The sequence below is a fragment of the Pseudoxanthomonas sp. GM95 genome, from assembly GCF_900109775.1.
Lineage (GTDB): Bacteria > Pseudomonadota > Gammaproteobacteria > Xanthomonadales > Xanthomonadaceae > Pseudoxanthomonas_A.
The window spans coordinates 179,421-202,323 of sequence record NZ_FOAX01000002.1 but is presented as its reverse complement, the minus strand read 5'-3'; the positions used below and the strand labels follow the sequence as shown (position 1 = coordinate 202,323).

Sequence of the window (22,903 nt, the reverse complement as noted above, 5' to 3'; positions counted from 1 at the left end):
GTAAAGCGAGCCGAGCATCGCAGGAAGACAGGGCCGAAGAGGCGCCCTGTCTGAGCGAAGCGAGTTTGGGCGCCGTGCCCTGACTTCCGAGAAGCACAGGGCACCGCCGCAACGCGGCGGCGAGTGTCCAGCGAAGGCGGTTTTGCTTCCTTTTGCCGCGACAAAAGGAAGTCGCGCCTTCAGGCGCGAAAGCCCTTGATCCTGTTTTGAGATCCTGCATCGCCTTGCACACGACAAAGCGATAGCGATGTAGCCGAAGCAAGTGCAGAGCTTTCGCGCCGCTTCGCGGCACGACTTCCTTTTGTCGCGGCAAAAGTCACCAAAACCGCTTCTCGCCGGACGCACGCCGATGCTCCGCATCGGTCCTCTGCGCTCCTCACAAAGCAGGGCACGGCGCCCAAACTCGCTTCGCTCAGACAGGGCGCCTCTTCGGCCCTGCTTTGCTCCGGTGCTCGGCGTGCTTTGACGGCTCGGTCAGAAAATCAAAGGCAACAACAGCCAAAGCCAGAGCAATCCCTAAGGGCAAAAGCCTCAAAAGCAGCGGCAAGAGCCAAACCCAGCTCCAGCTACGTCCAGATGAAAGGACAAGCAAATCCCCGTCAAAAGCCCACCTGCCCGAGGCACGCTAAAATACCCAGATGAACTTCGATATCCGCGCTGTCACCCTGGACCTGGACGACACCCTGTGGCCGTTCGCGCCGATCGGGGCCCGCATCGAGCAGGTGATGCATGCCTGGCTGGAAACCCATAGCCCGGCCACGGCCGCGCAGTTCCCGGTGGCGACGATGCGCACATTGCGCGAGCAGGTGTTCGCCGAGAACCCGCAGCTGATCCACGACCTGTCGGCGCTGCGCAAACTCACGCTGGAACATGCGCTGCGCCGCAGTGGCGCGGACATGGCGCTGCTGGACCCGGCGTTCGAGATCTTCTATGCCGAGCGCAACAAGGTCGAATGCTATCCCGATGCGGTCGAAGCGCTGGAACGCATTGCCGCGCGCCTGCCGGTGGCGGCGTTGACCAACGGCAACGCCGACCTGGCGCGCTGCGGGCTGGACCAGCATTTCGTGTTCCAGCTGGGCTCGCGTGAACACGGCGCGGCCAAGCCGGACGCCAGCATCTTCCATGCGGCGTGCGAGCGCCTGGCCGTGCCGCCGGTCAACGTGCTGCACGTGGGCGACCATCCGCTGATGGATGCGGCCGGCGCGATGCGCGCGGGCCTTCGCGCCTGCTGGCTCAATCGCGAAGGCGTGGCCTGGCCGTTGGATGAGGCACAGCCCGACCTGGAATTCTCGACCCTCACCGCGTTGGCCGACTGGCTGGACACGCACCTGGACACCAAGGACACCGCTGCCGCATGAGCGCTCCCGCCTTTCTCGACACCGCCGATGCGACCACCCTGCCGCTGCACATCCTGCAGCGCGAACAGTTCGCCGACTGGAACGCGCAGCAACCGGCCGCGATCCGCGCCTGGCTGCTGGCGCAGGGCTTCAGTGCGGCGCCTGGTTCGCTGGCGCTGCTGCCGGGCGAGGCCGGCATCGTCGGCGCGGTGATCGGCATCGGCGATGCGGCCGATCCGCTCAGCTACGGCCACGCACCAACCGGCCTGCCGACCGGCACGAGCTGGCGCGCGCAAGGCAGCTTGTCCGACGAGGCCCGCGCCGCGCTGCAGTTGGGCTGGGGTCTGGGCGCGTATCGCTTCGACCGTTACAAGACGCCTGCGCGCACGCCGGCGCGCCTGTTGCTGGAATCGGCCGATGCCCAGGCCGACGCGCTGCTGGCCGCCTCGCTGCGCGTGCGCGACCTGGTCAACACGCCGACCGAGCACATGGGCCCGGCCGAGCTGGAAGCCGTGGTGCGCCAGATCGGCCAGACCCACGGCGCGCAGCTCGAAGTGTTCGAAGGCCAGGGGCTGCTGGACCACAATTTCCCTGCGATCCATGCGGTCGGCCGCGCCTCGCATCGCGCGCCGCGCCTGATCGCGCTGCGCTGGGGTGCTCAAGACGCGCCCAAGGTGTCGCTGGTCGGCAAGGGCGTGTGCTTCGACACAGGCGGCCTGGACATCAAGCCAGCCGACGGCATGCGCAATATGAAGAAGGACATGGGCGGCGCCGCGCACGCGATCGCGCTGGCCGAACTGGTCATGCGCCAGCAGCTGCCGGTGCGCCTGACCCTGCTGGTGCCGGCGGTGGAAAACGCGATCGGCCCCGATGCATTCCGCCCCGGCGAAGTCATCGCCACCCGCACCGGCGTGAGCGTGGAGATCGACAACACCGACGCCGAAGGCCGGGTGATCTTGGGCGACGCGCTGGCCTACGCCGGCGAGGACAAGCCCGAGGTGCTGCTGGACTTCGCCACGCTTACTGGCGCGGCGCGCATCGCGCTGGGGCCGGAAGTGCCGGTGCTCTTCTCCAACGACGATGCGCTGGCCAACGCCTGGCTGGAAGCCGGCGAGCGCACCCGCGATCCGCTGTGGCGCCTGCCGCTATGGCGCCCTTACCTGCGCTACCTCACCAGCACCGTGGCCGACCTGGCCAATGCCGGTTCGCGCATGGCTGGCGCGGTCACCGCGGCGCTGTACCTGGAGCGCTTCGTCCCGGCCGGCACGCCGTGGGCGCACCTGGACGTGTACGCGTGGAACGACAGCGATCGCCCGGGCCGTCCGGCCGGCGGCGAAGCAATGGCGCTACGTGCGGCGTTCGAGATGCTCAGCGCGCGCTACGGCCGCTGACACGACAACGGCGCGCCTTTCGGACGCGCCGTTTTCTTATCACCTGCTGAAATCGCCTGCTCGAATCAGATCGCGACGCTGACGTCGGTGGATTGGCGCGGGTCGCGATTGCTTTCGACGCGATTGCGGCCGCGCGACTTGGCCTTGTACAGCGCGCGGTCGGCATGGCGCACCAGCGATTCCGGATCGCCGCCATCGTCGGGCGCGAAGGCCAGGCCGATCGACACGGTGACCGGCGGCAAATCCTTGCCCAGGTGCTGGACGCGCATGGCTTCGACAGCGGCGCGGATCTGCTCGGCGCGGGCCAGCGCGGCCTGCGGTGCAGCTTCGGGCAGGATCAGGGTGAATTCCTCGCCGCCATAGCGACAGGCGATGTCTTCCTCGCGCGACAGACTCTGCAGCAGCTTGCCGAAGCCGGCCAGCAGCGCATCGCCGCCGGGATGGCCATGGGTGTCGTTGAAGCGCTTGAAGTGGTCCAGGTCCAGCATCATCACCGCCAGCGGCAGGCCGCGGCGCTCGCAGCGCGACAGCTCGCGCGACAGGGACTCTTCCAGATAGCGGCGGTTGAACAGGCCGGTCAGCGGCTCGCGGATCGACTGGATACGCAGGCGCTCCTGCAGCTGCAGGTTGGACAGCGCCATCGCCAGCTGCTCGGCCGCCGTTTCGATCAGCTGCACGCGTGACAAAAAAGCGTCGTCGGCCGAGGACACATACAGGAACCCGAGCTGGTTGCCCTGGGCGTTGAGCGGGATGCAGGCGGTGGCGCCGACCGTGGATTCGATGTGGCGGCAGCGCACGGTGTCGCCGGGGCCGTGGACCAGCTGCGGCTGGCCGCGGCGCAGCGCCCAGCACTGGTCCGGCGGCAGCATCTGCGCGCTGGGCGCCACCAGCGTGCCCCAGTGCGCCATCGCCTCGGCGTAATCCTTGGAAGCGCGGATGCGGTAGACCGTGCCGCCGGTACCCGGCAGCAGGCGTTCCATCAGCTGGGTGGTCAGTGCCAGGGCTTCGTCCACCTGCACGCAGCTCTGCAGCATGCTGGCGAAGTGGCTCAGCTCGCGCAGGTCCGCGCCGGTGTGCTCCAGCTCCTCGACCGAGGCGGTGAGGCGGGCGTTGGCTTCGATGGTCTGGTGTTCGGCCCGGCCACGGCCGCGGATCTCGCGGATCATCAGCACGTAGACCATCGCGATCACCGCGATGCCGAAGGGAATGCCGGCGATAGCCAGGCCCTTGAGCAGCAGCGCGCTGCGATCGCTGGAAGCGGCACGTTCGACCAGCAGCGCCTGTTCGGCCTCGGCCATCAGCCGCGCCTGGCGGCGGATCGCATCGGAGGTGATGCGCGCATCGGTGCCGATGGCGGCCTGCGCCGCGGCCTGGCCTTGCGCCTGGTAGATGCGCACGACGTTGTCGGTCTGGCGCAGGCGGTGGTCGATCAGGGTGCGCAACTGGACGATGCGCTGGCGCTGCATTGGGTTGTCGCGCACCAGCACGTTGATGTTGGAAAACAGCTCGGGCAGCTGGGTCTTGCCGGACTGGTATTCGGCCAGGTAATCCACCTGCCCGGTCAGCAGGTAACCGCGCTGGGCCGACTCGGCGTCACGCAGGCGCGCTTCGATCTCGTCGATGCGGGCGATGACTTCGTTGGTGTGCGAGACCCAGCGGGCATCCGTCGCAAACCGCTCGGTGCCCTGGAGCACGCCCAGTCCGATGGCGACGAAAATCAGGGCCGCGAACAGCGGTCCGATCTGGTTGACGATGCGACGTGCTGAGAACATGAATTACACGAAAGCAAAGTGTGTGCCAATGGTAGCGCTTTCCGCGATACGGCACTCCGGCCGAATTTGCGTTCCGTCACTTTTTCTCGCATCAACCCCTACAAAAACCCCCTACAACCAGCCCTTTTGTCGGGCCAGCCGGAAGGCCTCGATCCGGTTACCGGCGCCCAGCTTGCTGATCGCCTCGGACAGGTAGTTGCGCACCGTCCCGTGCGAAAGGTGCAGCTGCTTGCCGATGTCCGCCGCGGTGGCGCCGTCGCCGGCCAGGCGCAGGACCTGGCGTTCGCGTTCGTTGAGCGGGTCCTGTTCGGACCAGGCTTCCAGCGCCAGCTCCGGAGCGATGGCGCGGCCGCCGCGGTGGACGCTGCGCAGGGCATCGGCCAGGTGCTCGGGCGGCGCGTCCTTGAGCAGGTAGCCGACCACGCCCGCATCCAAGGCCCTGCGCAGGAAGCCGGGCCGGGCGAAGGTGGTGACGATCACGACGCGGGTGGGCAGTTGGTGACGCTGGACCCGTTGGGCCAGCTCCAGGCCGGACAGGCCAGGCATCTCGATATCGGTCACCAGCACGTCCGGCTGCAGCCGCTGCAGCTCGCGCCAGGCCGCTTCGCCATCGGCGGCGGCAGCCAGCACCTCGATGTCCGCCTCCAGGCCGAGCAGCGCGGTAAGCGCGCCGCGGACCATCGCCTGGTCTTCGGCCAGCAGGACGCGGATCACGGGACGGGAGTCGAAGGCGGCATGGCGGGATTCTAGCGGTCGCGGTTGTGGGAGCTGCGGTTGTGCAAGCTACCTGCTGTAGGAGCTGCTTCAGCAGCGATGCGGCTTTACTGGGAAGGCGTCATCGCCGCTGATGGCCCGAGGCCACGTCGGGCGGCTCCCACAGGAGGCGAAGCGGCGGAGGGCATCGCGTCCGCGGCAGGCTCGGCTGGCTGCGCTTGCGGCACGCGCGCAATCACGGTGGTGCCGCGTCCGCGCACGCCGTCGACCTGCAGCGTGCCCCCCAAAGCCTGCACGCGGGCGCGCATGCCGTCCAGGCCGTTGCCGGGGACCATGTCGCCGCCGCGGCCGTCGTCATGGATTTCCAGCACCAGTGCGTCTTCGATGCACGCAACCACGATGCGCACCGCGCGGGCGCGGGCATGGCGCTGCACATTGGTCACCGCCTCGCGCAGGACCAGGGCAAAGGCAGTTTCCACCTCGGCCGGCAGCGGCGTATCGGCGATGCGGTAGTCCAGCGCGATGCCGTCGGTTTCCAGCAACAGCTTGGCCGAGGCCAGCTCGGCGGCGAGCTGCGCCGAACGGATGCCACTCACCGCACGCCGCACCTGCGCCAGGGCTTCGCGCGAGACGGTGCTGACGTCCTCCATCTCGCGCCGTGCGGCGGCCGGATCGCGTTCGACCAGGCGCAGCGCAAGATCGGATTTGAGTGCCACCAGCGACAGCGTGTGGCCGAGCAGGTCGTGCAGGTCGCGGCCGATGCGTTCGCGTTCGGCAACCGCGGCCAGGCGGCGCACCTCGTCATGGCTCAGGCGCAGCGCGGCGTCCTTGCGATGGTTGAGCCGCTGCACCGAGATCACCAGGCCGGTGCCGATGGTGGTGACCGGCATCCACACCACCACCTGCCACGGATAGCCGACCGCCAGCGTGCACGCCAGGAACGCGAGATTCAGCGCGACCATCACCAGCAGGTAGCGACGGATCGGGTACGGCCCGCCCAGGCGCAGTGTCAGGCAGCCGAAGATGAAATAGCTGATGCCCGAGGGATACAGCGGCGATAGCGCGGTCGCCATGACGATCATGCCCAGCGCGCAAGCATTCGCGCGGCGCGGCGGCGACACCAGCGTCAGCGTGTACAGCAGCAGGAACAGCGGATACGAACCCAGCGTGCACAGCCACCAGTGCAGGTCGTAACCGTTCGGCGTAAACACCGGGGTGACGAACACCCACAACGACCAGATCAGGTGGACGGTTTCCGTCCACGGCGATTTGCCCTGGGCGATCTGATCGGCGGAGTACGAGCCCGGCGCAGGCCGCAGCCATGCAGGAAACGAAAAGTTCATGGCATCCAGTCCTGTACGAAGCGTCGATCTTGCCACCGCACGCGCCAGGACTTCATGCGCGGCGCAGCCGGCGCTGGGCCAGGGCGAAGCAGATCACGGTGAACGCGGCCAGCACCGCGACATGCAGCCACACCGAATGCCCAGCATCGTGGCCCACGACCTTCAGCGCCAGCTGGCCCAGGTGCCAGGCCGGCCACAGCGAGGCGACCTGGCCGAAGAACGCCGGCAGCATCGACAGCGGCACCCACAGCCCCGACAGCAGCGCCATCGGCAGGTAGACCATGTTGACCACCGCAGGCGCACCGCTGCCCCTGACCAGGCTGCCGATCAGCAGGCCCAGCGCGCAGAACGGCAACACGCCCAGCACGTCGACCAGCAGCAGCGCGCCCGTCTGCATCAGCGACAGCTGCACGCCACCGAGCAGGCGCCCGGCCAGCATCAGCAACGCGCCAATGCAGGTGGCGAACACCATCGCCATCACCATCTTGGCCACCAGCGGTGCGCCGGCTGGCACCGGCAGCGCACGCTTGAGCGTGAGCAGTCCGCGCTCGCGGTCCAGCGCCAGGCTCACGCCGAAGCCGAACAGGCCCGGCCCCATCACCCCGAACACGCTGTAGCTGGCCATCAGGTACTGGCTGGCACCGGGATTGCCGCGATTGAGCAGCACGCCGAACAGCACGTAGAACATCAGCGGGAAGATCAGCGTCGGCAGCGCGAACGAAGGCGTGCGCAGCAGGCGGATGAATTCATAGCGCGCCTCGCGTGCATACACGCCCAGCAGCGACGGCGCGGGCGAATTGGTGCTGGATGCGAGAGTGTTCATGCGGCCTCCTGAGACTGGGTGATGGCAAGGAACGCGTCGGCCAGGCCGGCGCGGCGGACTTCCAGGTCGGCCAGCTGCGGATCGGCCTGCAGCAGGCGCGCGACGATGGGTTCGGCCGGTTCGGCCTGGATTTCCAGCACTGCGCCATCGCGGCGTGCGCCATGCACGCCGGGCCAGCCTGCGACCGCGTCTGCATCCAGGTCGGTCTGCGCACGGATGCAGCGCTGCAGCACGCTGGCGCGGATCTGGGCGACGCTGCCGCGCGCGACGATGTGCCCGGCCTGCAGCACCGCGACGTCGTCGGCCAAGGCTTCGGCTTCTTCCAGGTAATGCGTGGTCAGCAGGATCGCGCAGCCGGCGGCGGCGCGCTCGCGGATCGCCGCCCATAGCTGGCGGCGCGCCTGGATATCCAGCCCGGTGGTCGGCTCGTCGAGGAACAACACCTCCGGCCGCCCGCAGATGGCCAGCGCGAACTGCACGCGCCGCTGCTGGCCGCCGGACAGCGCGCCGTAGCGGCGCGGCAATAGGCCTTCCAGCCCGGCGATGGCCGCGCAGTCGGCCATGCTCAAGGCTTGCGAGTAATAGCCGCGCGTCTGCGCCAGCAGCTCGCCGACGGTGAGCGTGTCCGGCAGCGCGGCGCTCTGCAGCATCACCCCGACCCGGCGACGCATGGCGATGGCGTCGGGCGACTGACCGAACAGTAAGGCGCGCCCCGCATCGGAACGCTGCAGACCCAGCATCAATGACACCGCGGTGCTCTTGCCGGCGCCATTGGGGCCAAGCAGGGCCAGCACGCGGCCGGGTTGCAGCGACAGGTCCACGCCATCGAGCGCGACCAGCGCGCCGTAGCGCTTGTGGGCGTTTTCCAGGGAAGCAGGTGCGGGATCGAGTATCGGAGGCATGGACGTATCAACCATTACCGGAGGGTGCGGTTAGCCTGCGCCGCGGGGGGCAGCAGGCGGCAGTGGCCGACATCAGGCATTCCAGGTGACACCTGTCACTGGCGAGGGCCAGGCCGCGCCGCGCATGCTGCGCCTCGCTGCCCCGCGACAAGTTGTGACTTCCGGCAGCTTGGTGCGAATCATCCCGGTGTGGTCACATTCGGGCTTCAACGACGTCATTGATGGACCTATGAACGCTTCTGCAGAACTCCTCAAGGAATTGCGCATCGACCGCAGCAAGGCCCCGCCGCCGTCTTCGGGCAAGGGCGTGTGGATCGCCTTGATCGTCGTGCTGGTGCTGCTGGCCGTGGGCGCCGGCGCGTGGTTCGTGCTGGGCCGGGCCAAGCCGGTGCAGGTGCGCACCGCCACCGCGATGGCGATGGGCGGCGCGGACAGCAGCGCGGCTTCGGTGCTCGATGCCACCGGCTATGTCGTGGCGCGCCGCACCGCCACGGTCTCGGCGCAGATCACCGGCCGGGTGGAGGAAGTGATGATCGAGGAAGGCCAACGTGTGGAGGAAGGCCAGATCCTGGCCCGCCTGGACCCGATCAATGCCGATGCCGAACGCAGCCTCGCCCAGTCGCAACTCTCGTCCTCGCAGAGCCAGGTGCAGAACGTGCAGGCCCAGCTCACCCGCGCCGAAGCCGAGGCCAAGCGCCTGGATTCCCTGGTGCAGCAGCAGCTGGTGTCGCGCTCGCAGTACGACCAGCAGGTCGCCGACCGCGATGCACTACGCGCGCAGCTGGAAACCGCGCGCCGCAACGTGCAGGTCTCGCGCGACCAGCTGAAGATCTCCAACATCGGCAAGGACTACACCGTGGTGCGGGCGCCGTTCGCTGGCGTGATCACCGCCAAGGCGGCGCAGCCGGGCGAAATCGTGTCGCCGCTGTCGGCCGGCGGCGGCTTCACCCGCACCGGCATCGGCACCATCGTCGACATGGACTCCTTGGAAGTGGAAGTGGACGTCGGCGAGGCGTATATCGGCCGCGTGCAGCCCAAGATGCCGGTCGAAGCCACGCTCAACGCGTATCCGGACTGGAAGATCCCGGCCGAGGTCATCGCGGTGATTCCCACCGCCGATCGCGGCAAGGCCACGGTCAAGGTGCGCATCGCGTTGAAGTCCAAGGACCCGCGCATCGTCCCGGAGATGGGCGTCAACGTGAGCTTCCTCGAACGCGCCGACGACGAAACCGCAAAGGCCCAGGACGCCGCGCCCAAGGGCGTGCGCGTGCCGGCCGCAGCGGTGACCGAGCGCGATGGCGCACCGGCTGCCTTCGTCGTGGTCGATGACAAGGTGCAGCAGCGCACGCTCAAGGCCGGCGCCACGTTGGCCAACGATCGCCAGATCCTCGGCGGCGTGCAGGCCGGGGAAAGCGTCGTGCTCGATCCGCCGCCAACGCTGAAGGATGGCGACGCGGTCAGCACTGGCGCCGCAGACAAGTCGTAGCACCACCGCAACAAGGAGGACGGGGGAATCGCACCACGTGATGTCGATCCCCGCCCTGCCCGACCGTCGTTCCGTTTGAGCAAGACCGGCGCTGCCTGCGCCGGGCCACGCGCCGGAGCCGGACTTCCGTGCGCGCATCTTCGTCCCGTTCGGGCCGTCCACCCGAGTCGATCGCACGAGGCACCGCCATGACGTCCCTGGTTTCCATCCGCAACCTCAGCAAGACCTATCAGCGCGGCCCGGAGAAAGTGCAGGTGCTGCACGGCCTGGACCTGGATATCGCCGCCGGCGATTTCGTCGCGCTGATGGGCCCGTCGGGCTCGGGCAAGACCACCCTGCTCAACCTGATCGGCGGCCTGGATTCGGCCAGCGACGGCCAGATCCAGATCGCCGGACAGCACCTGGAATCGATGTCGGCCGGGCAGCTGGCGCAGTGGCGCAGCGACCATGTCGGCTTCGTGTTCCAGTTCTACAACCTGATGCCGATGCTGACCGCGCAGAAGAACGTCGAGCTACCGCTGCTGCTCACGCACCTCTCAGGCGCGCAGCGCAAGCGCAACGCCGAGATCGCGCTCACGCTGGTGGGCCTGGCGGATCGCAAGTCGCACAAGCCCAATGAGCTCTCCGGCGGCCAGCAGCAGCGCGTGGCCATCGCCCGCGCGATCGTCTCCGACCCGACCCTGCTGATCTGCGATGAGCCCACCGGCGACCTGGACCGCAACAGCGCCGAGGAAATCCTGGGCCTGCTGCAGATGCTCAACCGCGAGCACGGCAAGACCATCGTGATGGTCACCCACGATCCGAAGGCGGCCGAGTACGCCAGTCACACCCTGCACCTGGACAAGGGCGTGCTGGTCGAACAGCCGGCCCACGCCTGAGCCTTCGGAGGCCTTCGCCATGAAATACCTGCACCTGATCTGGGCGGCGCTGTTCCGGCGCAAGACCCGCACGATCCTCACCCTGGTCTCGATCCTGGCCGCGTTCCTGCTGTTCGGCCTGCTCAACGGCGTGCGCGAAAGCTTCGCCCAGGCCGGCCAGAGCGCACAGGGCGCCAAGCGCCTGCAGACCGGCTCGCGCCTGTCCTTCATCGATACCTTGCCGCTGTCGCTCAACGACCGCATCGCGCGCGTCGATGGCGTGACCAAGGTGACCTACGCCAACTGGTTCGGCGGCGCCTACCAGGATGCGCGCAACCAGATCTTCAGCTTCGCCGTGGCGCCCAACTACCTGGACCTGTATCCGGAGATCGAGGTCGACCAGGCCCAGCGCGAGGCCTTCGCCAACACCCGCACCGGCATCCTGGTCGGGCAAGGGCTGATGAAGCGCTTCAACTGGAAGGTCGGGCAGAAGATCCCGTTGCTGTCCACCATCTTCCCCAACAGCGACGGCACCAAGAACTGGGCCTTCGACATCGTCGGCGTCCTGCGCAGCAGCAATGAAAGCACGGCTGGCTGGGACGACCAGATGATCCTGATGCACTACAAGTATTTCGAGGAGTCCTCGCCTTACATCGATGGTGACGTGGGCTGGTACGTGGCCGGCGTGGCCGATGCCAACCAGGCCGATCGCGTGGCCAAGGCCATCGATGCGCTGTCGGCCAACTCCGACCACGAAACCAAGACCCAGACCGAATCCGCCGCGATGGCCTCGTGGATGAAGCAGACCGCCGACATCGGCCTGATCGTCGGCTCGATCATGGGCGCGGTGTTCTTCACCCTGCTGCTGCTCACCGGCAACACGATGGCGCTGGCCGTGCGCGAACGCACCTCCGAGCTGGCGGTGCTGAAAGTGATCGGTTTCCGCGATGGCGCGGTGCTGGCCCTGGTGCTGGCCGAATCGGTCCTGCAGGTGCTGCTGGGCGGCGTGCTGGGACTGGGCATCGCCGCGCTGCTGGGGCCGATGCTGACCACCGCCACCGGCGGAGCGATCACCATGCCGCCGGTGGGCCTGCGCAGCTGGACGCTGGGCCTGTCGCTGATGGTGGGCATCGGCCTGCTGGTCGGCCTGTTGCCCGCGCTACGCGCCGGGCGGTTGAACATCGTCGATGCCCTGGCCGGGCGCTAAGGAGACTTGATCATGCGATTCCTGAAATCCTTCGCACGCGGCCTGGGCCTGTTCCTGGTCGTGCTCATCGGCCTGGCCGCCTGGCTGGCGCTGCCGTGGTTCGTGCTGTTGCCGCTGGTCATCGTGTTCGCGCTGTGGATGCTGCTGACCCGGCGCGGCCGCCAGGCCGGTTCGGTCACGCAGGTGGGCCTGAGCACGTTGCGCCAGCGCATCGGCTCTTCGTCGGTGATCGTGATCGGCATCGCCGGCGTGGTGGCGGTGCTGGTCGCGCTGCTGGCGATGGCCGAGGGCTACCGCGCCACGCTGCGCGCCAGTGGCAGCGAGGACACCGCCATCGTGCTGCGCGGCGCGTCCTCGGCCGAGGTGATGTCCACGCTCTCGCACGATGCGGTCAACCAGATCGCGCAGGCGCCGGGCGTAGCCCGCGATGCCGACAACCGCGCGCTCATGTCGCCCGAGCTGGTCGTCGCCGCCAACCTGCCGGTGCGCAACGGCGGCCCGGACGAAGACGGCAGCGTGCAGCTGCGCGGCGTCGGCGCAGCGGCGTGGACGGTGCGGCCCAACGTCAAGGTCGTGCAGGGCGCCAAGTTCGCGCCCGGCCGTCGTGAGTTGATGGCCGGCGTCGGCGCGCAGCGGCAGTTCAAGGGGCTGGAACCGGGCAAGCAGATCCGCCTGGGCAGCCAGCTGTGGACGGTGACCGGCATCTTCCAGTCCGGCGATGCGACCGACTCGGAGCTGTGGGCCGATGCGGAAGTGGTCGCCACCACCTATCGCCGCGGCAGCACGCGCACCTCGGTAACCGCCAAGCTGACCAATCCGGGCGCGTTCGCCGGCTTCAAGGCCGCGCTGGCCGGCAACCCGCAGCTGGACGTGGACGCCGACACCACGTTGTCCTACTTCAGCAAGCAGTCCGAGACGATGACCAAGATCATCCGCGCCATCGGCATGGTGGTCGGCGGGATCATGGGCATCGGCGCGGTGTTCGGCGCGCTCAACACCATGTTCGCCACCGTCGCTGCGCGCGCCCGCGAGATCGCTACGCTGCGTGCGATCGGCTTCCGCGGCGTGCCGGTGGTGGTGGCGGTGATGCTGGAGACGATGCTGCTGGCGCTGGTGGGCGGCGTGCTCGGCGGCGTGCTGGCGTGGGTGATCTTCAACGGCTTCACCGCCTCCACGCTAGCCGGCGGCATCGGCCAGCTGACCTTCGCCTTCGAGGTCTCGCCCGACGTGCTGTGGACCGGCATCAAGTGGGCGCTGGCGATCGGCTTCGTCGGCGGCCTGTTCCCCGCCCTGCGCGCCGCCCGCCTGCCGATCACCGTCGCCCTGCGCGAGGTGTAAGGGCTGCTAGCATCGTGCAGGTCATGGAACGACCTGCGCGATGGCTGTTGATCATGATGTGCATGTGCCTACTTGGCGGATGCGCATCGCATATCTCGCTAGGCAATCGCCTATCGCACCCGACGGCCGTTCAAGCCTGGACGCCACGTGACAGCGCAGCGCTGTTCGAACGTTTGCCGCAGCACACCGGAACCGTCATCACGCCTGAGCAGGTCCGTCTGTTCTGGCGTGCTTTTCCTGCCGGCGACTACCGATTTGAGTCGCACTATCGCAGTGCGGATGGCCGCTCCGAGTTCGGATTCAGCGTCGCGGGCCTTCCCGCCGATCCCAATACCTTTCCTGCAGTGCCCGCGCGCGACACGGTGCTATTGCTTCATGGCTGGGGAATGGAGAGCAGTTCGATGCTGCCGTGGGCGCTGTTCCTCGCGCAGCACGACTACCGCACGATCACGGTCGACCTGCGCAACCACGGCCGATCGTCACGAGCCCCGATGGGCTACGGCATGCGCGAAGCACGCGATGTGAATGCGCTGATCTCGCAACTTCGCGCGCAGGGCGAGATCACCGGCTCGCTGCACGTGCTGGGCGTGTCGTATGGCGCGGCGACGGCGCTGTTCGCCGCGGCACTGCAACCTGGTCAAATCGACGGTGTGATCTCGATCGCCTCGTTCGACAATGCCGCCGATGCCATTCGCGGCATGGTCCCTGCGATCCGCGACACGCCGGCTTCGGGTCTTCGACAGGCATTGACCCGACGGTGGATGCAGTGGCGCTATGGGCAGGTGGATGTGGACGCCGCCATCGACGATGCCAGCCGACGCCTGCACCTCGATCTGGAGCAGGTCGACACGACCCAGGCGATCGCCAGCGCGTCATCATGCGTACTGCTGGTGCACGGCGCCCGGGACAGCTGGATCGCGCCTCGCCAGGCAGAGCATCTTCATGCGGCTTCGCCGCGCAGTGCGCTGCTGATGCTGCCGGAGGACGATCACATCAGCGCCCCGCTACGCCTGGACCTGCTGGCCGAGCCCCTCCTGGCCTGGCTGTCAGCGACACCACCGCGCGGTCAACCCTGTCCTACGCCCCTGCTCGCACCGATCTCCGTCACAGGCAGCACATCCTGAACAGGCCGCCGATCTGAATGGATCGCCGGTGTCATGGGAATGTCACGCCAATGCGATAGCGCGGCGGCGAACGCCGGCGCTAGGCTGCGCGGCCGCTTGTTGTCACCCCACGCCCATGTCCCGCTTGCTCCTGCTGGTGGTCGCCTGCTGCATCTGGCTGGCCGCCTGCATCCCGCCCACTTCGACCTCGCTCAGCACCCGCATCGTCGCGCCCGGTGGCGTATCGCCGTTGCTGGACAGCGCGCACGTGGAAACGCTGATGGCGCGCCTGCCCACGCGCAGCGGCAAGCTGGCCGGCGAAGGCGGCGTGCCGATCTTCTGGCGCGCACTGGACCCGGGCAACTACCAGCTCGACTATCGCTACACCGGCAATCCGGATGGCACGGCGATGCAGCAGGTCGCCTTCGACGTGGGCTTCGCCAAGCCGACCGCCGCACCGGCGCCGCGTGGCACGGTCGTGCTGTTGCACGGCTGGATGATGGATGGCGACTCGCTGATGCCGTGGGCGCTGCAACTGGCCCAGGCCGGCTATCGCACGATCAGCCTGGACCTGCGCAACCACGGCCGCTCGGGCACCGGCCCGGCCGGCTACGGCACCCGCGAAGGCGAGGACGTCGCGCGCGTGGTCGGCGAACTGCGCGCGCGTGGCGAGATCGCCGGGCCGCTGTATCTGTTCGGCGTGTCCTATGGCGCAGCCACGGCGATCTTCGCCGCGCATGACCTGGGCGATCAGGTCACTGGCGTGGTGGCGATGGAGTCCTTCGCCAATGCCGGGCGCGGCATCCGCGACATGGTCCCGCACATGCTCGCCAGCCGTCCCGATACCTGGAAGACCGCGGCCACCACGCTGATCGCGCAGGCCACCTACGGCCGCCAGAACCTGGATGCGGTGATCGCCGCGGCCGACGCGCAGCTCAAGCTCAACCTGGACGATGTAGACGTGGCCGGTGCGCTACGCGACACGCCGGCCTGCGTGCTGATCGTGCATGGCCGCAACGACCACCACATCCCGGTCGCGCACGGTCGCATGCTCGCCGCCGCTGCGCCGCGCGATGCCTATCTGGAAGTGCCGGGCGAGACCCACCTGAGCCTGCCGATGCGGCTGGACCGGCTGGCGCCGACCGTCGATGACTGGTTCCGCGAGACGGCGAATACCGGCACGCGCTGCCCGACCCCGCAGCCGCTGATGCCGGTCGCGCCCGCCGCGCTGGTGGCCAGCGCGCACTGAAACCGCAGCGTTAGATCTGCGCGTCGATCCAGCCGCGTCGCGCCGCCTCCAGCAGGTCCGGCGGCGTATCCAGATCCAGCAGCAGATCCGGCGCGTGCAGCTGGCCGACCTGATCCGGCGGCAGCGCGTTGAGCACTTCGCGCAGGCCGGCATCGCCCTGCGGCTGGGCCTGCAGCAGGCGCGCCAGCGTGACCACGGCGGGAATCCCGATCCGCGCGCCATGCACGGTGCCGGCGCAGCCTGACGGCGCCTGCGCGGCTGCGTTCAACAAGGCCTGCAGATGCGGCACTTCCAGCGCGGGCTGGTCACAGGCCAGCAGCAGGCACTGCGTCGCCCCGGCCGCGTCCTGCGCCAGCGCATCGCGCGCGGCGCGCACGCTGGAGGCCAGGCCTTCGCGCCAGTCACCGTTGCGCACCACCTGCACGTCCGGCGCGCGCGCGGACGCGGCGATCTGGGTCGCACGCGCGCCGACCACCAGCACCAGGCGACGCGGCGACGTCGCACGCGCCAGGCGCAGCGCGCGGTGCACGAGCGGCTCGCCGTCGCGCTGGATCAGCTGCTTGGGTTTGCCGCCCAGCCGGCGACTGCCGCCGGCGGCCAGCACCACCGCCACGTGCTCGGTCACGCGGCGCGCCCGTGGTGCCAGGCCTGCAGCTGCGCGGCGATGCTCAGGGCGATGGCATGCGCGCCGCGCCCGCCCAAATCGAGTCCAACCGGCGAACGCAGCCGCTTGCCCAGCGCATCGGTCGCCGACGGCGGCAGCAGGCGGAACAGATCCTCGCGCCGCCGCTGCGGCCCAAGCAGGCCGATGAAGGGAATGTCGGTCGCGGCCAGCGCTTCGAGCGTCTCGCGGTCGAGTTCGAAATTGTGGTTCATCACCAGCGCCGCATCCGCGCCCACCAGCGCGGGCAACTGCGTTGCCGCGGCGGGCGTCAGCGGCTGCCAGGCATCGACCGGCAGCGGCCGTTCGGCGGAAGGCGACCAGCGCGGACGTCGCTCGACCAGCGTGGTCACCCAGCCAGCATCGCGCAGCAGCGGTAGCAGGTGCGGCGATTCCGGCCCCGCGCCGAACAGCAGCACCTGCGGCGGCGCTTTGAACAGCAGCGCCACGCCGCACTGGAGCGACGCCGGCACCGGCGCGCAGTCGAGTTCCCAGCGCTGCGCGCCGAAACCCAGCACCACGCGTGCGGCATCGCTTGGCTGCAAGGTCAGGTGCACGTCGCCGCCGGCCCGCCAGGCCAGCACCGCCTCGCCCCAGCCCGGCAGCGCGGCCAACGGCAGCAGCGCCAGCTGCAGATGGCCGCGACAGCCCACCGCCGAACCCGAGAGCAAGTCCTCGTCATCGCGCGTATCCACGTCCATCCAGTCCAGTCGACCGGCTTGCGCAGCGGCCAGCGCGCGGGCTTCGATCTCCGGCTCCAGGCAACCGCCACTGAGCCAGCCGACCTGCCCGCCGCGTCCGTCGAACAGCGCCATCGCGCCACTGCGGACATAGGTGGAGCCTTCGGTCTCGACCACCAGCGCCAGTGCCGCGTGCGGATGGTCGGCCAGCGCGCTCGCATCGAGCACCGCGCGGTGCGCATCGGCCAGTTGCAGCGTGAGAGCGACATCGTCTTTCATCGTCTGATGATGCCTAGCGCTGCTTCAGAACACCGTGATGTTGCGGTCAGCCGCGCACACGGGCGCGCAACAACATGTCGCCCACGAACACCGCAAGGGCGGCCCAGATCAGGGCAAAGCCGACCAGCCGCGCCTGGTCGAACACCTCGCCGAACACCAGCACGCCCAACAGCAGCTGCAGCGTCGGCGAGATGTACTGCAGCAGGCCGACCAGTGACAGCGGCACGCGGCGCACGCCATAGGCAAAGCCCACCAGCGGGATCGCGGTGACCGCGCCGGCCAGGATCAGCAGCAGGTCGGTGCCCAGGCCCCAGCCGCTGGCGAACTGTCCGCCGTGCCCGGTTTCGCCCCAGGCCACCAGCGCCAGCGCAGGCAGGAACAGGTACAGGCTTTCCAGCCCCAGCCCGGCCACCGCGTCGACCTGCACCAGCTTGCGCAGCAGGCCGTAAGCGCCGAAGGAAATCGCCAGCCCGATCGCGATCCACGGCGCGTGCCCGGCCTGCCAGGTCAGCCACGCGACGCCCGCTGCGGCGGTGGCCACGGCCAGCCACTGCAGCCGCGTCAACCGTTCGCGCAGCACGACCACGCCCAGCAGCACGTTGACCAGCGGATTGATGAAGTAGCCCAGGCTAGCCTCGACCACGTGGCCGTTGTTGACCGACCAGATGTACAGGCCCCAGTTGAAGCTGATCAGCACGCAGGTGATGGCCAGCGTGGCCAGCGCGCGCGGCTGCGCGGCGATCGCGCGCAGCCAGCCGAAGCCGGTCCGCAGCAGCAGCCAACCCACCACCAGCACCGCGCTCCAGACCACGCGGTGGGCGATGATCTGCAGTGCCGGCACGTGGTGCAGCAACCGCCAGTACAGCGGAAACAGGCCCCAGATGACGAACGCGCCGACCGTCGCGGCCACGCCACGGCGGTCCAGCACGGGCGCTGCCAGGTTCATTTCGCCCGCACCCGCGCCAGGTTGATCACCACCACGCCGGACAGGATCACCGCCATCGCGCCCAGGTCGTGCGCGGTGAAGCGCTCATGCGCCAGCCATGCACCCAGCGCCACGGCGATCACCGGATTGACGTAGGCGTAGCTGCCGGCCAGCGCCGGGCGCACGTTGTGCAGCAGCCACACGTAGGCGGTGAACGCGATGACCGAGCCGAACACCGCCAGGTAGCTCACCGCCAGCACGCCTTCCAGCGGCGGCCAGGCGCTGATGCGTTCGCCGCGCAGCGCGCCGGCCAGCATGATCAGCACGCCGCCGCACAGCATCTGCGAGGCAGCGGCCATGAACGGCGACGGCAGGTCGCGCCCGCGCGACCACACCGAGCCGAACGCCCAGGCAATCGGCGCCACCAGCAGGCAGACCAGGCCCAGGGGGCTGCCGGTCAAGGTGCCGCCCGCGTTGAGCCAGACCACGCCGATGAAGCCCAGCACGATCCCGATCCACTCGCCGCGCGTGGCACGCTGCCCGCGCAGCATCCCGAACAGGCCCATCCACACCGGCATCGAGGCCACCGCCACCGCGGCCAGGCCGGAGGAGACCGTGGTTTCGGCCAGCACCACCAGGCCATTGCCCATGCCCAGCAGCAGCGCGGCCATCACCATGATCGTTGGCCACTGCTTGCGCGTCGGCGCGGCCACGCCACGCAGGCGCAGGAAGCCGAACATCACCGAGCCGGCCACGACGAAGCGCAGGCCCGAGGTCACCAGCAGCGGAGGCATGCCGTGGTCCAGCGCGATGCGGATGCCCAGGTAGGTCGAGCCCCACACCACGTACACCAGCAGCAGCGCGATCAGGACCGCCAGGCCGGTCTGCGGGGCGGTGGCCGGGGCTGGCGTGGGCGACGACATGGGAGCGGGACCTGCGAAGGGGCCGCACAGTCTAGGGGAGCCCATTGCGATTGCGTCAGGCGCGCGGCCTCCAATCGCAGCACGGCGATGGAAACAGGCGTTGCAGCATCGGATCAGCGCGCGGCGCCGCTGTGCAAACGCAGAACAGGCGCCTTGCGGCGCCTGTTCCTCGAAGCATGATCGTCTGGCCTATAGGCCGTCGATCAGTCGGCCCAGCTGCTCGGCTTGGTCGACTCCGGCAGCACCTGCGCCGAGAGCTTCTTGTCCTGGCCCAGCACTTCGATCGCATCGCCCAGGATCGCCGCCGATTCGTGCAGAAGCGGATCGGGACGCTTGTCGGCCAGCTTGTCGCGCGCCGCATCCTTGACGATGTCGCGCTCGCTGGCGCCCAGGCCGTCATCGGACATATCGCCGGCCAGCGGGTCCAGCGGCATGCCCAGCGCCTTGCGTTCTTCCTGACGTCCCTTGCGCAGGGCTTCCTGCTTGTCGCGCTCGGCGCGGCGGTCGGCCTCGTTGAGCGAGACATACTTCTTGGCCGCCTCGGCGCGGAAGTTGGCCACGTCCTCGGACCACCAGGTGTATTCCTTGTCGGTCTTCACCCGCGCCTCGTGCATGGCTTCCAGCTTGGGCAGCAACGGCGCGAAGTTGCCGTACTGGGTGTGCTGGACCGCCGCGATCTTGGTCCACGGCAGCGCGTTGTCGTAGGTGTCCTCGCCGTACTCGGTCGCGTCCATGCTGGCCGGGAACGAGATGTCGGGCACCACGCCCTTGTGCTGGGTGCTGCCACCGGCCACGCGGAAGAACTGGGCGATGGTCAGCTTGAGCTGGCCGAAGCGCTGCCCGCCTTCATTGGCCGGCCAGCGGTCCAGGTCCACCAGGTTCTGCACGGTGCCCTTGCCGAAGCTGGTCTCGCCGATCACCAGGCCGCGGCCGTAGTCCTGGATGGCACCGGCGAAGATCTCCGAGGCCGAGGCCGAACCACGATTGATCAGCACCGCCAGCGGGCCGTCCCACGACACGCCGGCCGTGGTGTCGCCGCTGACCGACACGCGGCCACCGGACTCACGCACCTGCACCACCGGGCCCTGGTCGATGAACAGGCCGGTCAGGTCGACCGCCTCGTCCAGCGAGCCACCGCCGTTGAGGCGCAGGTCCATCACCACGCCATCGACCTTCTGCGTCTTGAAGCCATCCAGCAGGCGACGCACGTCGCGCGTGGCCGAGGTGTAGTCGTTCGGGTTGCGGCGACGGCCTTCGAAGTCCTGGTAGAACGCCGGCAGCTTGATCACGCCGATCTTGCGCTCGGGCTCCGAGCCGCTGGCCGGCAGGGTCATGATCTCGCTCTTGGCGGCCTGCTCGGCCAGCTTCACCTTGTCGCGAGTGATGGTGACCGTGTTGTGCGTGCCGTCCACGCCGGCTTCCGGCGGGATGAATTCCAGGCGCACCTTCGTGCCCTTCTTGCCGCGGATCAGGTCGACCACGTCGTCGGTGCGCCAGCCGATCACGTCCGTGAAGGCGCCATCGCTGCCCTGGGCCACGCCCACGATGCGCGAGCCGGGCTGCAGCTTCTTGGACAGGTCGGCCGGGCCACCGGGCACGATCTCGCGGATCACCACGGTGTCTTCCTGGCGCTGCAGGACCGCGCCGATGCCTTCCAGCGACAGCGACATCTGCTGGTTGAAGGATTCGGCGGTCTTGGGCGTGAAGTAATCGGTGTGTGGATCGACGGCCGAGGTGTAGGCGTTGAGGAAGGTCTGGAACACGTCCTCGCTGTCCAGCTCGTCGACGCTGCGCTGGATGTTGGCGTAGCGCTTGTCCAGGGTCTGGGCGATGGCGTCGGGCTTCTTGCCGGCCAGCTTCAGGCGCAGCCAGTCGTTCATCACCGACTTGCGCCAGATGTCATTGAGCTCGTTGCTGTCCTTGGCCCACGGCGCCTCCTTGCGGTCGTAGTCCCAGCGCTGCTCGGTGTTGAAATCGAAGTTGGCGTTCTTCAGCAGGCCGCGCGCATAGCTGACCCGCTCCGCCACGCGCTTGCGGTAGACCGAAAACATGTCGTACGCCGGGTTCAACTGGCCGCTCTTGATCGCATCGTCCAGCTGCGTGGACAGCGGCATGAAGCCTTCGATGTCCTTGGCGGTGAAGAACTGCTTGCTGCCATCCAGTGCGTCCAGGTAATGCTTGTAGACGTCCTTGGACAGCGCATCGTCCAGCTGGCGCGGGCGGTAGGCGTAGCGGCTGTCGGACAGCAACCCGTAGACCAGCTTGGAGGTGGTCGACTGGTCGGTGGTCGGCCCCATCGGCACCACGCTCGAATCCGGGCGCGCGGCGGCCGGCTTGTCGCCATCGGGTCGCGCCAACAGCGCGACGGGGGCCGACAAGGCCAGGGCCAACAGGGTGTAGGTGAGCTTGGCTTTCATTCGTTGGACTCGCGGCCGGCAGGCCGGTGGATACGGGTGTGGGGAACAACTGGACGCATTGACAGCATCACAGTGCCGAAAGTTGCGTGGGCTGTCACGTGCAATTCCAGCCTAGCGGCGCATCGGTATCGGAATGTGAACGCAAGCAGGTTTTAGCGCCGGATACGACACCGCCGCCGGCCTTGCGGCGCGGCGGCGGATCGGTGTGACCAGGCTGGCGACGATCGCTCAGGCAGCGACGCCGGCACCGGCGGCCTGCTGGTCGGCGTGGTACGAGGACCGCACCATCGGGCCGGACGCCACGTGGCTGAAGCCCAGCTCGTAGCCGTAGACCTCCAGCGCCTTGTAGTCCTCCGGCGTCCAGTAATGCAGCACCGGATGGTGGTGCGCGGTGGGCTGCAGGTACTGGCCGATGGTGATCATGTCCACGTCGTGCGCGCGCAGGTCGCGCATCGTGGCCTGGATCTGCTCGAAGGTCTCGCCCAGGCCGAGCATGATGCCGGACTTGGTCGGGATCTCCGGGTGCTGGGCCTTGAAGTTCTTCAGCAGCGTCAGCGACCACTGGTAGTCCGCGCCCGGACGCACGTTGCGATACAGGTCCGGCACGGTTTCGATGTTGTGGTTGAACACGTCAGGCGGGTTCTGCGCCAGGATCTCCAGCGCGCGCTCCATGCGACCCTTGCCGCGGAAGTCGGGCGTGAGCACTTCAATGCGCGTGCCCGGCGAGCGCTCGCGGATCGCGGTGATGCAGTCGACGAAATGCTGGGCCCCGCCGTCGCGCAGGTCATCGCGGTCCACGCTGGTCACCACGACGTACTTCAGCCCCATGTCGGCCACGGTATTGCCCAGGCTGGCCGGCTCGTTGGCGTCCGGTGGCTTGGGCCGGCCGTGGGCCACGTCGCAGAACGAGCAGCGCCGCGTGCAGACCTCGCCCAGGATCATGAAGGTCGCCGTGCCGTGGCCGAAGCATTCGTGGATGTTCGGGCAGCTGGCTTCCTCGCACACCGTCACCAGGCGGTTCTCGCGCAGCTTGGCCTTGAGGTTGGCCACGGCATTGCCGGAGGGGATTCGCACCCGGATCCAGGACGGCTTGCGCAGCACCGGCGCATCGGCGAACTGGACCGGCGAGCGGCCGATCTTGTCGCCACCGAGCTGCTTGGCACCGGTTTCCAGCGTGGGGGCGGGCGCCGCCGCGGTCACGACCTGCAGCGGAATCTGGCGGGGGGCGGAAGTTTCCATGGCGTCATTCTATCGCCTGGCCCCGCGCGGCGCCTCGGGCGATGTCCCGTCCGGCGGAACGCAGCAGTGCGGGCCAGGCGGCCTTGAAACCCCGCAGCGGCGGGCTGCCCGGGCGAATTCCAGGCAATAAAAAGCCCGAAATGGCTTGCGCCAATTCCGGGCCTGCTCCCTCCCCCACGTCGGGATGCGGGTCAATCCTGCGCCCCGTTCGCGGACATTGCACGCTGCACTGCAAAACAAAGCACCACTGGCAGCTG

At 68.6% G+C, this 22,903-nt stretch carries 19 protein-coding genes; 8 read left to right on the top strand and 11 right to left on the bottom strand.

Annotation, left to right across the window (positions count from 1 at the left end):
• Positions 1 to 638 precede the first annotated feature (638 nt).
• Both BMZ17_RS09050 and BMZ17_RS09045 read left to right on the top strand, forming a co-directional pair.
• Positions 639 to 1,358 carry an HAD family hydrolase gene (locus tag BMZ17_RS09050; protein ID WP_093138277.1) on the top strand — a complete coding sequence of 240 codons (720 nt, stop codon included), beginning with the start codon at positions 639 to 641 and terminating at the stop codon, positions 1,356 to 1,358.
• Positions 1,355 to 2,728, top strand: a complete 1,374-nt coding sequence (locus tag BMZ17_RS09045; protein WP_093138276.1) for a leucyl aminopeptidase family protein — start codon at positions 1,355 to 1,357, stop codon at positions 2,726 to 2,728. The genes BMZ17_RS09050 and BMZ17_RS09045 overlap by 4 nt, the downstream gene beginning before the upstream one ends.
• Positions 2,729 to 2,793: 65 nt before the next feature.
• On the opposite strand, the gene BMZ17_RS09040 is transcribed toward BMZ17_RS09045, so the two are convergent.
• From BMZ17_RS09040 to BMZ17_RS09020, 5 genes are all read right to left on the bottom strand, one after another.
• Positions 2,794 to 4,500 carry a sensor domain-containing diguanylate cyclase gene (locus BMZ17_RS09040; protein ID WP_093138275.1) on the bottom strand — a complete coding sequence of 569 codons (1,707 nt, stop codon included), beginning with the start codon at positions 4,498 to 4,500 and terminating at the stop codon, positions 2,794 to 2,796.
• Positions 4,501 to 4,611: 111 nt separating this feature from the next.
• Entirely contained in the window at positions 4,612 to 5,214 is a 603-nt protein-coding gene (locus BMZ17_RS09035; RefSeq protein ID WP_093138274.1) for a response regulator transcription factor, read from the bottom strand.
• Between the two features lie 107 nt (positions 5,215 to 5,321).
• The gene (locus tag BMZ17_RS09030; RefSeq protein WP_093138273.1) at positions 5,322 to 6,557 is read right to left on the bottom strand and encodes a sensor histidine kinase; all 1,236 of its coding nucleotides are present in this window, start codon (positions 6,555 to 6,557) and stop codon (positions 5,322 to 5,324) included.
• 52 nt (positions 6,558 to 6,609) lie between these two features.
• Positions 6,610 to 7,380, bottom strand: coding sequence for an ABC transporter permease (locus BMZ17_RS09025; RefSeq protein ID WP_093138272.1), 771 nt, complete (start codon positions 7,378 to 7,380; stop codon positions 6,610 to 6,612).
• Complete coding sequence (locus BMZ17_RS09020) at positions 7,377 to 8,282, bottom strand: ABC transporter ATP-binding protein (protein ID WP_093138271.1); 906 nt, start codon at positions 8,280 to 8,282, stop codon at positions 7,377 to 7,379. Before BMZ17_RS09020 ends, BMZ17_RS09025 begins: the two co-directional genes overlap by 4 nt.
• A gap of 229 nt (positions 8,283 to 8,511) precedes the next feature.
• Between BMZ17_RS09020 and BMZ17_RS09015 the strand changes: the two genes are divergently transcribed.
• From BMZ17_RS09015 to BMZ17_RS08990, 6 genes are all read left to right on the top strand, one after another.
• A complete protein-coding gene (locus BMZ17_RS09015) occupies positions 8,512 to 9,768 on the top strand; it encodes an efflux RND transporter periplasmic adaptor subunit (RefSeq protein ID WP_093138270.1) in 1,257 nt (418 codons plus the stop codon).
• A gap of 188 nt (positions 9,769 to 9,956) precedes the next feature.
• On the top strand, positions 9,957 to 10,646 hold the full coding sequence (locus BMZ17_RS09010; RefSeq protein WP_093138269.1) for an ABC transporter ATP-binding protein: 690 nt from the start codon (positions 9,957 to 9,959) through the stop codon (positions 10,644 to 10,646).
• Positions 10,647 to 10,665: 19 nt separating this feature from the next.
• Entirely contained in the window at positions 10,666 to 11,832 is a 1,167-nt protein-coding gene (locus BMZ17_RS09005) for an ABC transporter permease (protein ID WP_093138268.1), read from the top strand.
• Positions 11,833 to 11,844: 12 nt separating this feature from the next.
• On the top strand, positions 11,845 to 13,170 hold the full coding sequence (locus BMZ17_RS09000) for an ABC transporter permease (RefSeq protein WP_093139528.1): 1,326 nt from the start codon (positions 11,845 to 11,847) through the stop codon (positions 13,168 to 13,170).
• A 23-nt stretch (positions 13,171 to 13,193) separates the two neighbouring features.
• On the top strand, positions 13,194 to 14,294 hold the full coding sequence (locus tag BMZ17_RS08995) for an alpha/beta fold hydrolase (RefSeq protein ID WP_093138267.1): 1,101 nt from the start codon (positions 13,194 to 13,196) through the stop codon (positions 14,292 to 14,294).
• 115 nt (positions 14,295 to 14,409) lie between these two features.
• The gene (locus tag BMZ17_RS08990; protein ID WP_093138266.1) at positions 14,410 to 15,522 is read left to right on the top strand and encodes an alpha/beta hydrolase; all 1,113 of its coding nucleotides are present in this window, start codon (positions 14,410 to 14,412) and stop codon (positions 15,520 to 15,522) included.
• A 10-nt stretch (positions 15,523 to 15,532) separates the two neighbouring features.
• Here BMZ17_RS08990 and BMZ17_RS08985 read toward each other — a convergent pair whose 3' ends face one another.
• The 6 genes from BMZ17_RS08985 to lipA all read right to left on the bottom strand — a co-directional run bounded on the left by BMZ17_RS08985 (position 15,533) and on the right by lipA (position 22,646).
• A complete protein-coding gene (locus BMZ17_RS08985) occupies positions 15,533 to 16,147 on the bottom strand; it encodes a nucleotidyltransferase family protein (protein ID WP_254775261.1) in 615 nt (204 codons plus the stop codon).
• Positions 16,144 to 17,142, bottom strand: a complete 999-nt coding sequence (locus tag BMZ17_RS08980; protein WP_093138265.1) for an XdhC family protein — start codon at positions 17,140 to 17,142, stop codon at positions 16,144 to 16,146. The genes BMZ17_RS08985 and BMZ17_RS08980 overlap by 4 nt, the downstream gene beginning before the upstream one ends.
• 46 nt (positions 17,143 to 17,188) lie before the next feature.
• On the bottom strand, positions 17,189 to 18,088 hold the full coding sequence (rarD, locus tag BMZ17_RS08975) for an EamA family transporter RarD (RefSeq protein ID WP_093138264.1): 900 nt from the start codon (positions 18,086 to 18,088) through the stop codon (positions 17,189 to 17,191).
• A complete protein-coding gene (gene yedA / locus BMZ17_RS08970) occupies positions 18,085 to 18,990 on the bottom strand; it encodes a drug/metabolite exporter YedA (protein WP_093138263.1) in 906 nt (301 codons plus the stop codon). The genes rarD and yedA overlap by 4 nt, the downstream gene beginning before the upstream one ends.
• A 203-nt stretch (positions 18,991 to 19,193) precedes the next feature.
• On the bottom strand, positions 19,194 to 21,407 hold the full coding sequence (locus BMZ17_RS08965; protein WP_093138262.1) for a carboxy terminal-processing peptidase: 2,214 nt from the start codon (positions 21,405 to 21,407) through the stop codon (positions 19,194 to 19,196).
• 228 nt (positions 21,408 to 21,635) lie between these two features.
• Positions 21,636 to 22,646 (bottom strand): lipoyl synthase, encoded by a 1,011-nt coding sequence (gene lipA / locus BMZ17_RS08960; RefSeq protein WP_093138261.1) that lies wholly within the window; start codon positions 22,644 to 22,646, stop codon positions 21,636 to 21,638.
• Positions 22,647 to 22,903 lie beyond the last annotated feature (257 nt).

Bases quoted from the DNA above. Each gene is read 5' to 3' on its own strand.
- yedA (WP_093138263.1), bottom strand. From the start codon at position 18,990: ATGTCGTCGCCCACGCCAGCCCCGGCCACCGCCCCGCAGACCGGCCTG.
- BMZ17_RS09005 (WP_093138268.1), top strand. From the start codon at position 10,666: ATGAAATACCTGCACCTGATCTGGGCGGCGCTGTTCCGGCGCAAGACC.
- BMZ17_RS08980 (WP_093138265.1), bottom strand. From the start codon at position 17,142: ATGAAAGACGATGTCGCTCTCACGCTGCAACTGGCCGATGCGCACCGC.
- lipA (WP_093138261.1), bottom strand. From the start codon at position 22,646: ATGGAAACTTCCGCCCCCCGCCAGATTCCGCTGCAGGTCGTGACCGCG.
- BMZ17_RS08990 (WP_093138266.1), top strand. From the start codon at position 14,410: ATGTCCCGCTTGCTCCTGCTGGTGGTCGCCTGCTGCATCTGGCTGGCC.
- BMZ17_RS09025 (WP_093138272.1), bottom strand. From the start codon at position 7,380: ATGAACACTCTCGCATCCAGCACCAATTCGCCCGCGCCGTCGCTGCTG.
- BMZ17_RS09045 (WP_093138276.1), top strand. From the start codon at position 1,355: ATGAGCGCTCCCGCCTTTCTCGACACCGCCGATGCGACCACCCTGCCG.
- BMZ17_RS08995 (WP_093138267.1), top strand. From the start codon at position 13,194: ATGGAACGACCTGCGCGATGGCTGTTGATCATGATGTGCATGTGCCTA.
- BMZ17_RS09020 (WP_093138271.1), bottom strand. From the start codon at position 8,282: ATGCCTCCGATACTCGATCCCGCACCTGCTTCCCTGGAAAACGCCCAC.
- BMZ17_RS09015 (WP_093138270.1), top strand. From the start codon at position 8,512: ATGAACGCTTCTGCAGAACTCCTCAAGGAATTGCGCATCGACCGCAGC.
- BMZ17_RS08965 (WP_093138262.1), bottom strand. From the start codon at position 21,407: ATGAAAGCCAAGCTCACCTACACCCTGTTGGCCCTGGCCTTGTCGGCC.
- BMZ17_RS09000 (WP_093139528.1), top strand. From the start codon at position 11,845: ATGCGATTCCTGAAATCCTTCGCACGCGGCCTGGGCCTGTTCCTGGTC.
- BMZ17_RS09010 (WP_093138269.1), top strand. From the start codon at position 9,957: ATGACGTCCCTGGTTTCCATCCGCAACCTCAGCAAGACCTATCAGCGC.
- rarD (WP_093138264.1), bottom strand. From the start codon at position 18,088: ATGAACCTGGCAGCGCCCGTGCTGGACCGCCGTGGCGTGGCCGCGACG.
- BMZ17_RS09040 (WP_093138275.1), bottom strand. From the start codon at position 4,500: ATGTTCTCAGCACGTCGCATCGTCAACCAGATCGGACCGCTGTTCGCG.
- BMZ17_RS09030 (WP_093138273.1), bottom strand. From the start codon at position 6,557: ATGAACTTTTCGTTTCCTGCATGGCTGCGGCCTGCGCCGGGCTCGTAC.
- BMZ17_RS09050 (WP_093138277.1), top strand. From the start codon at position 639: ATGAACTTCGATATCCGCGCTGTCACCCTGGACCTGGACGACACCCTG.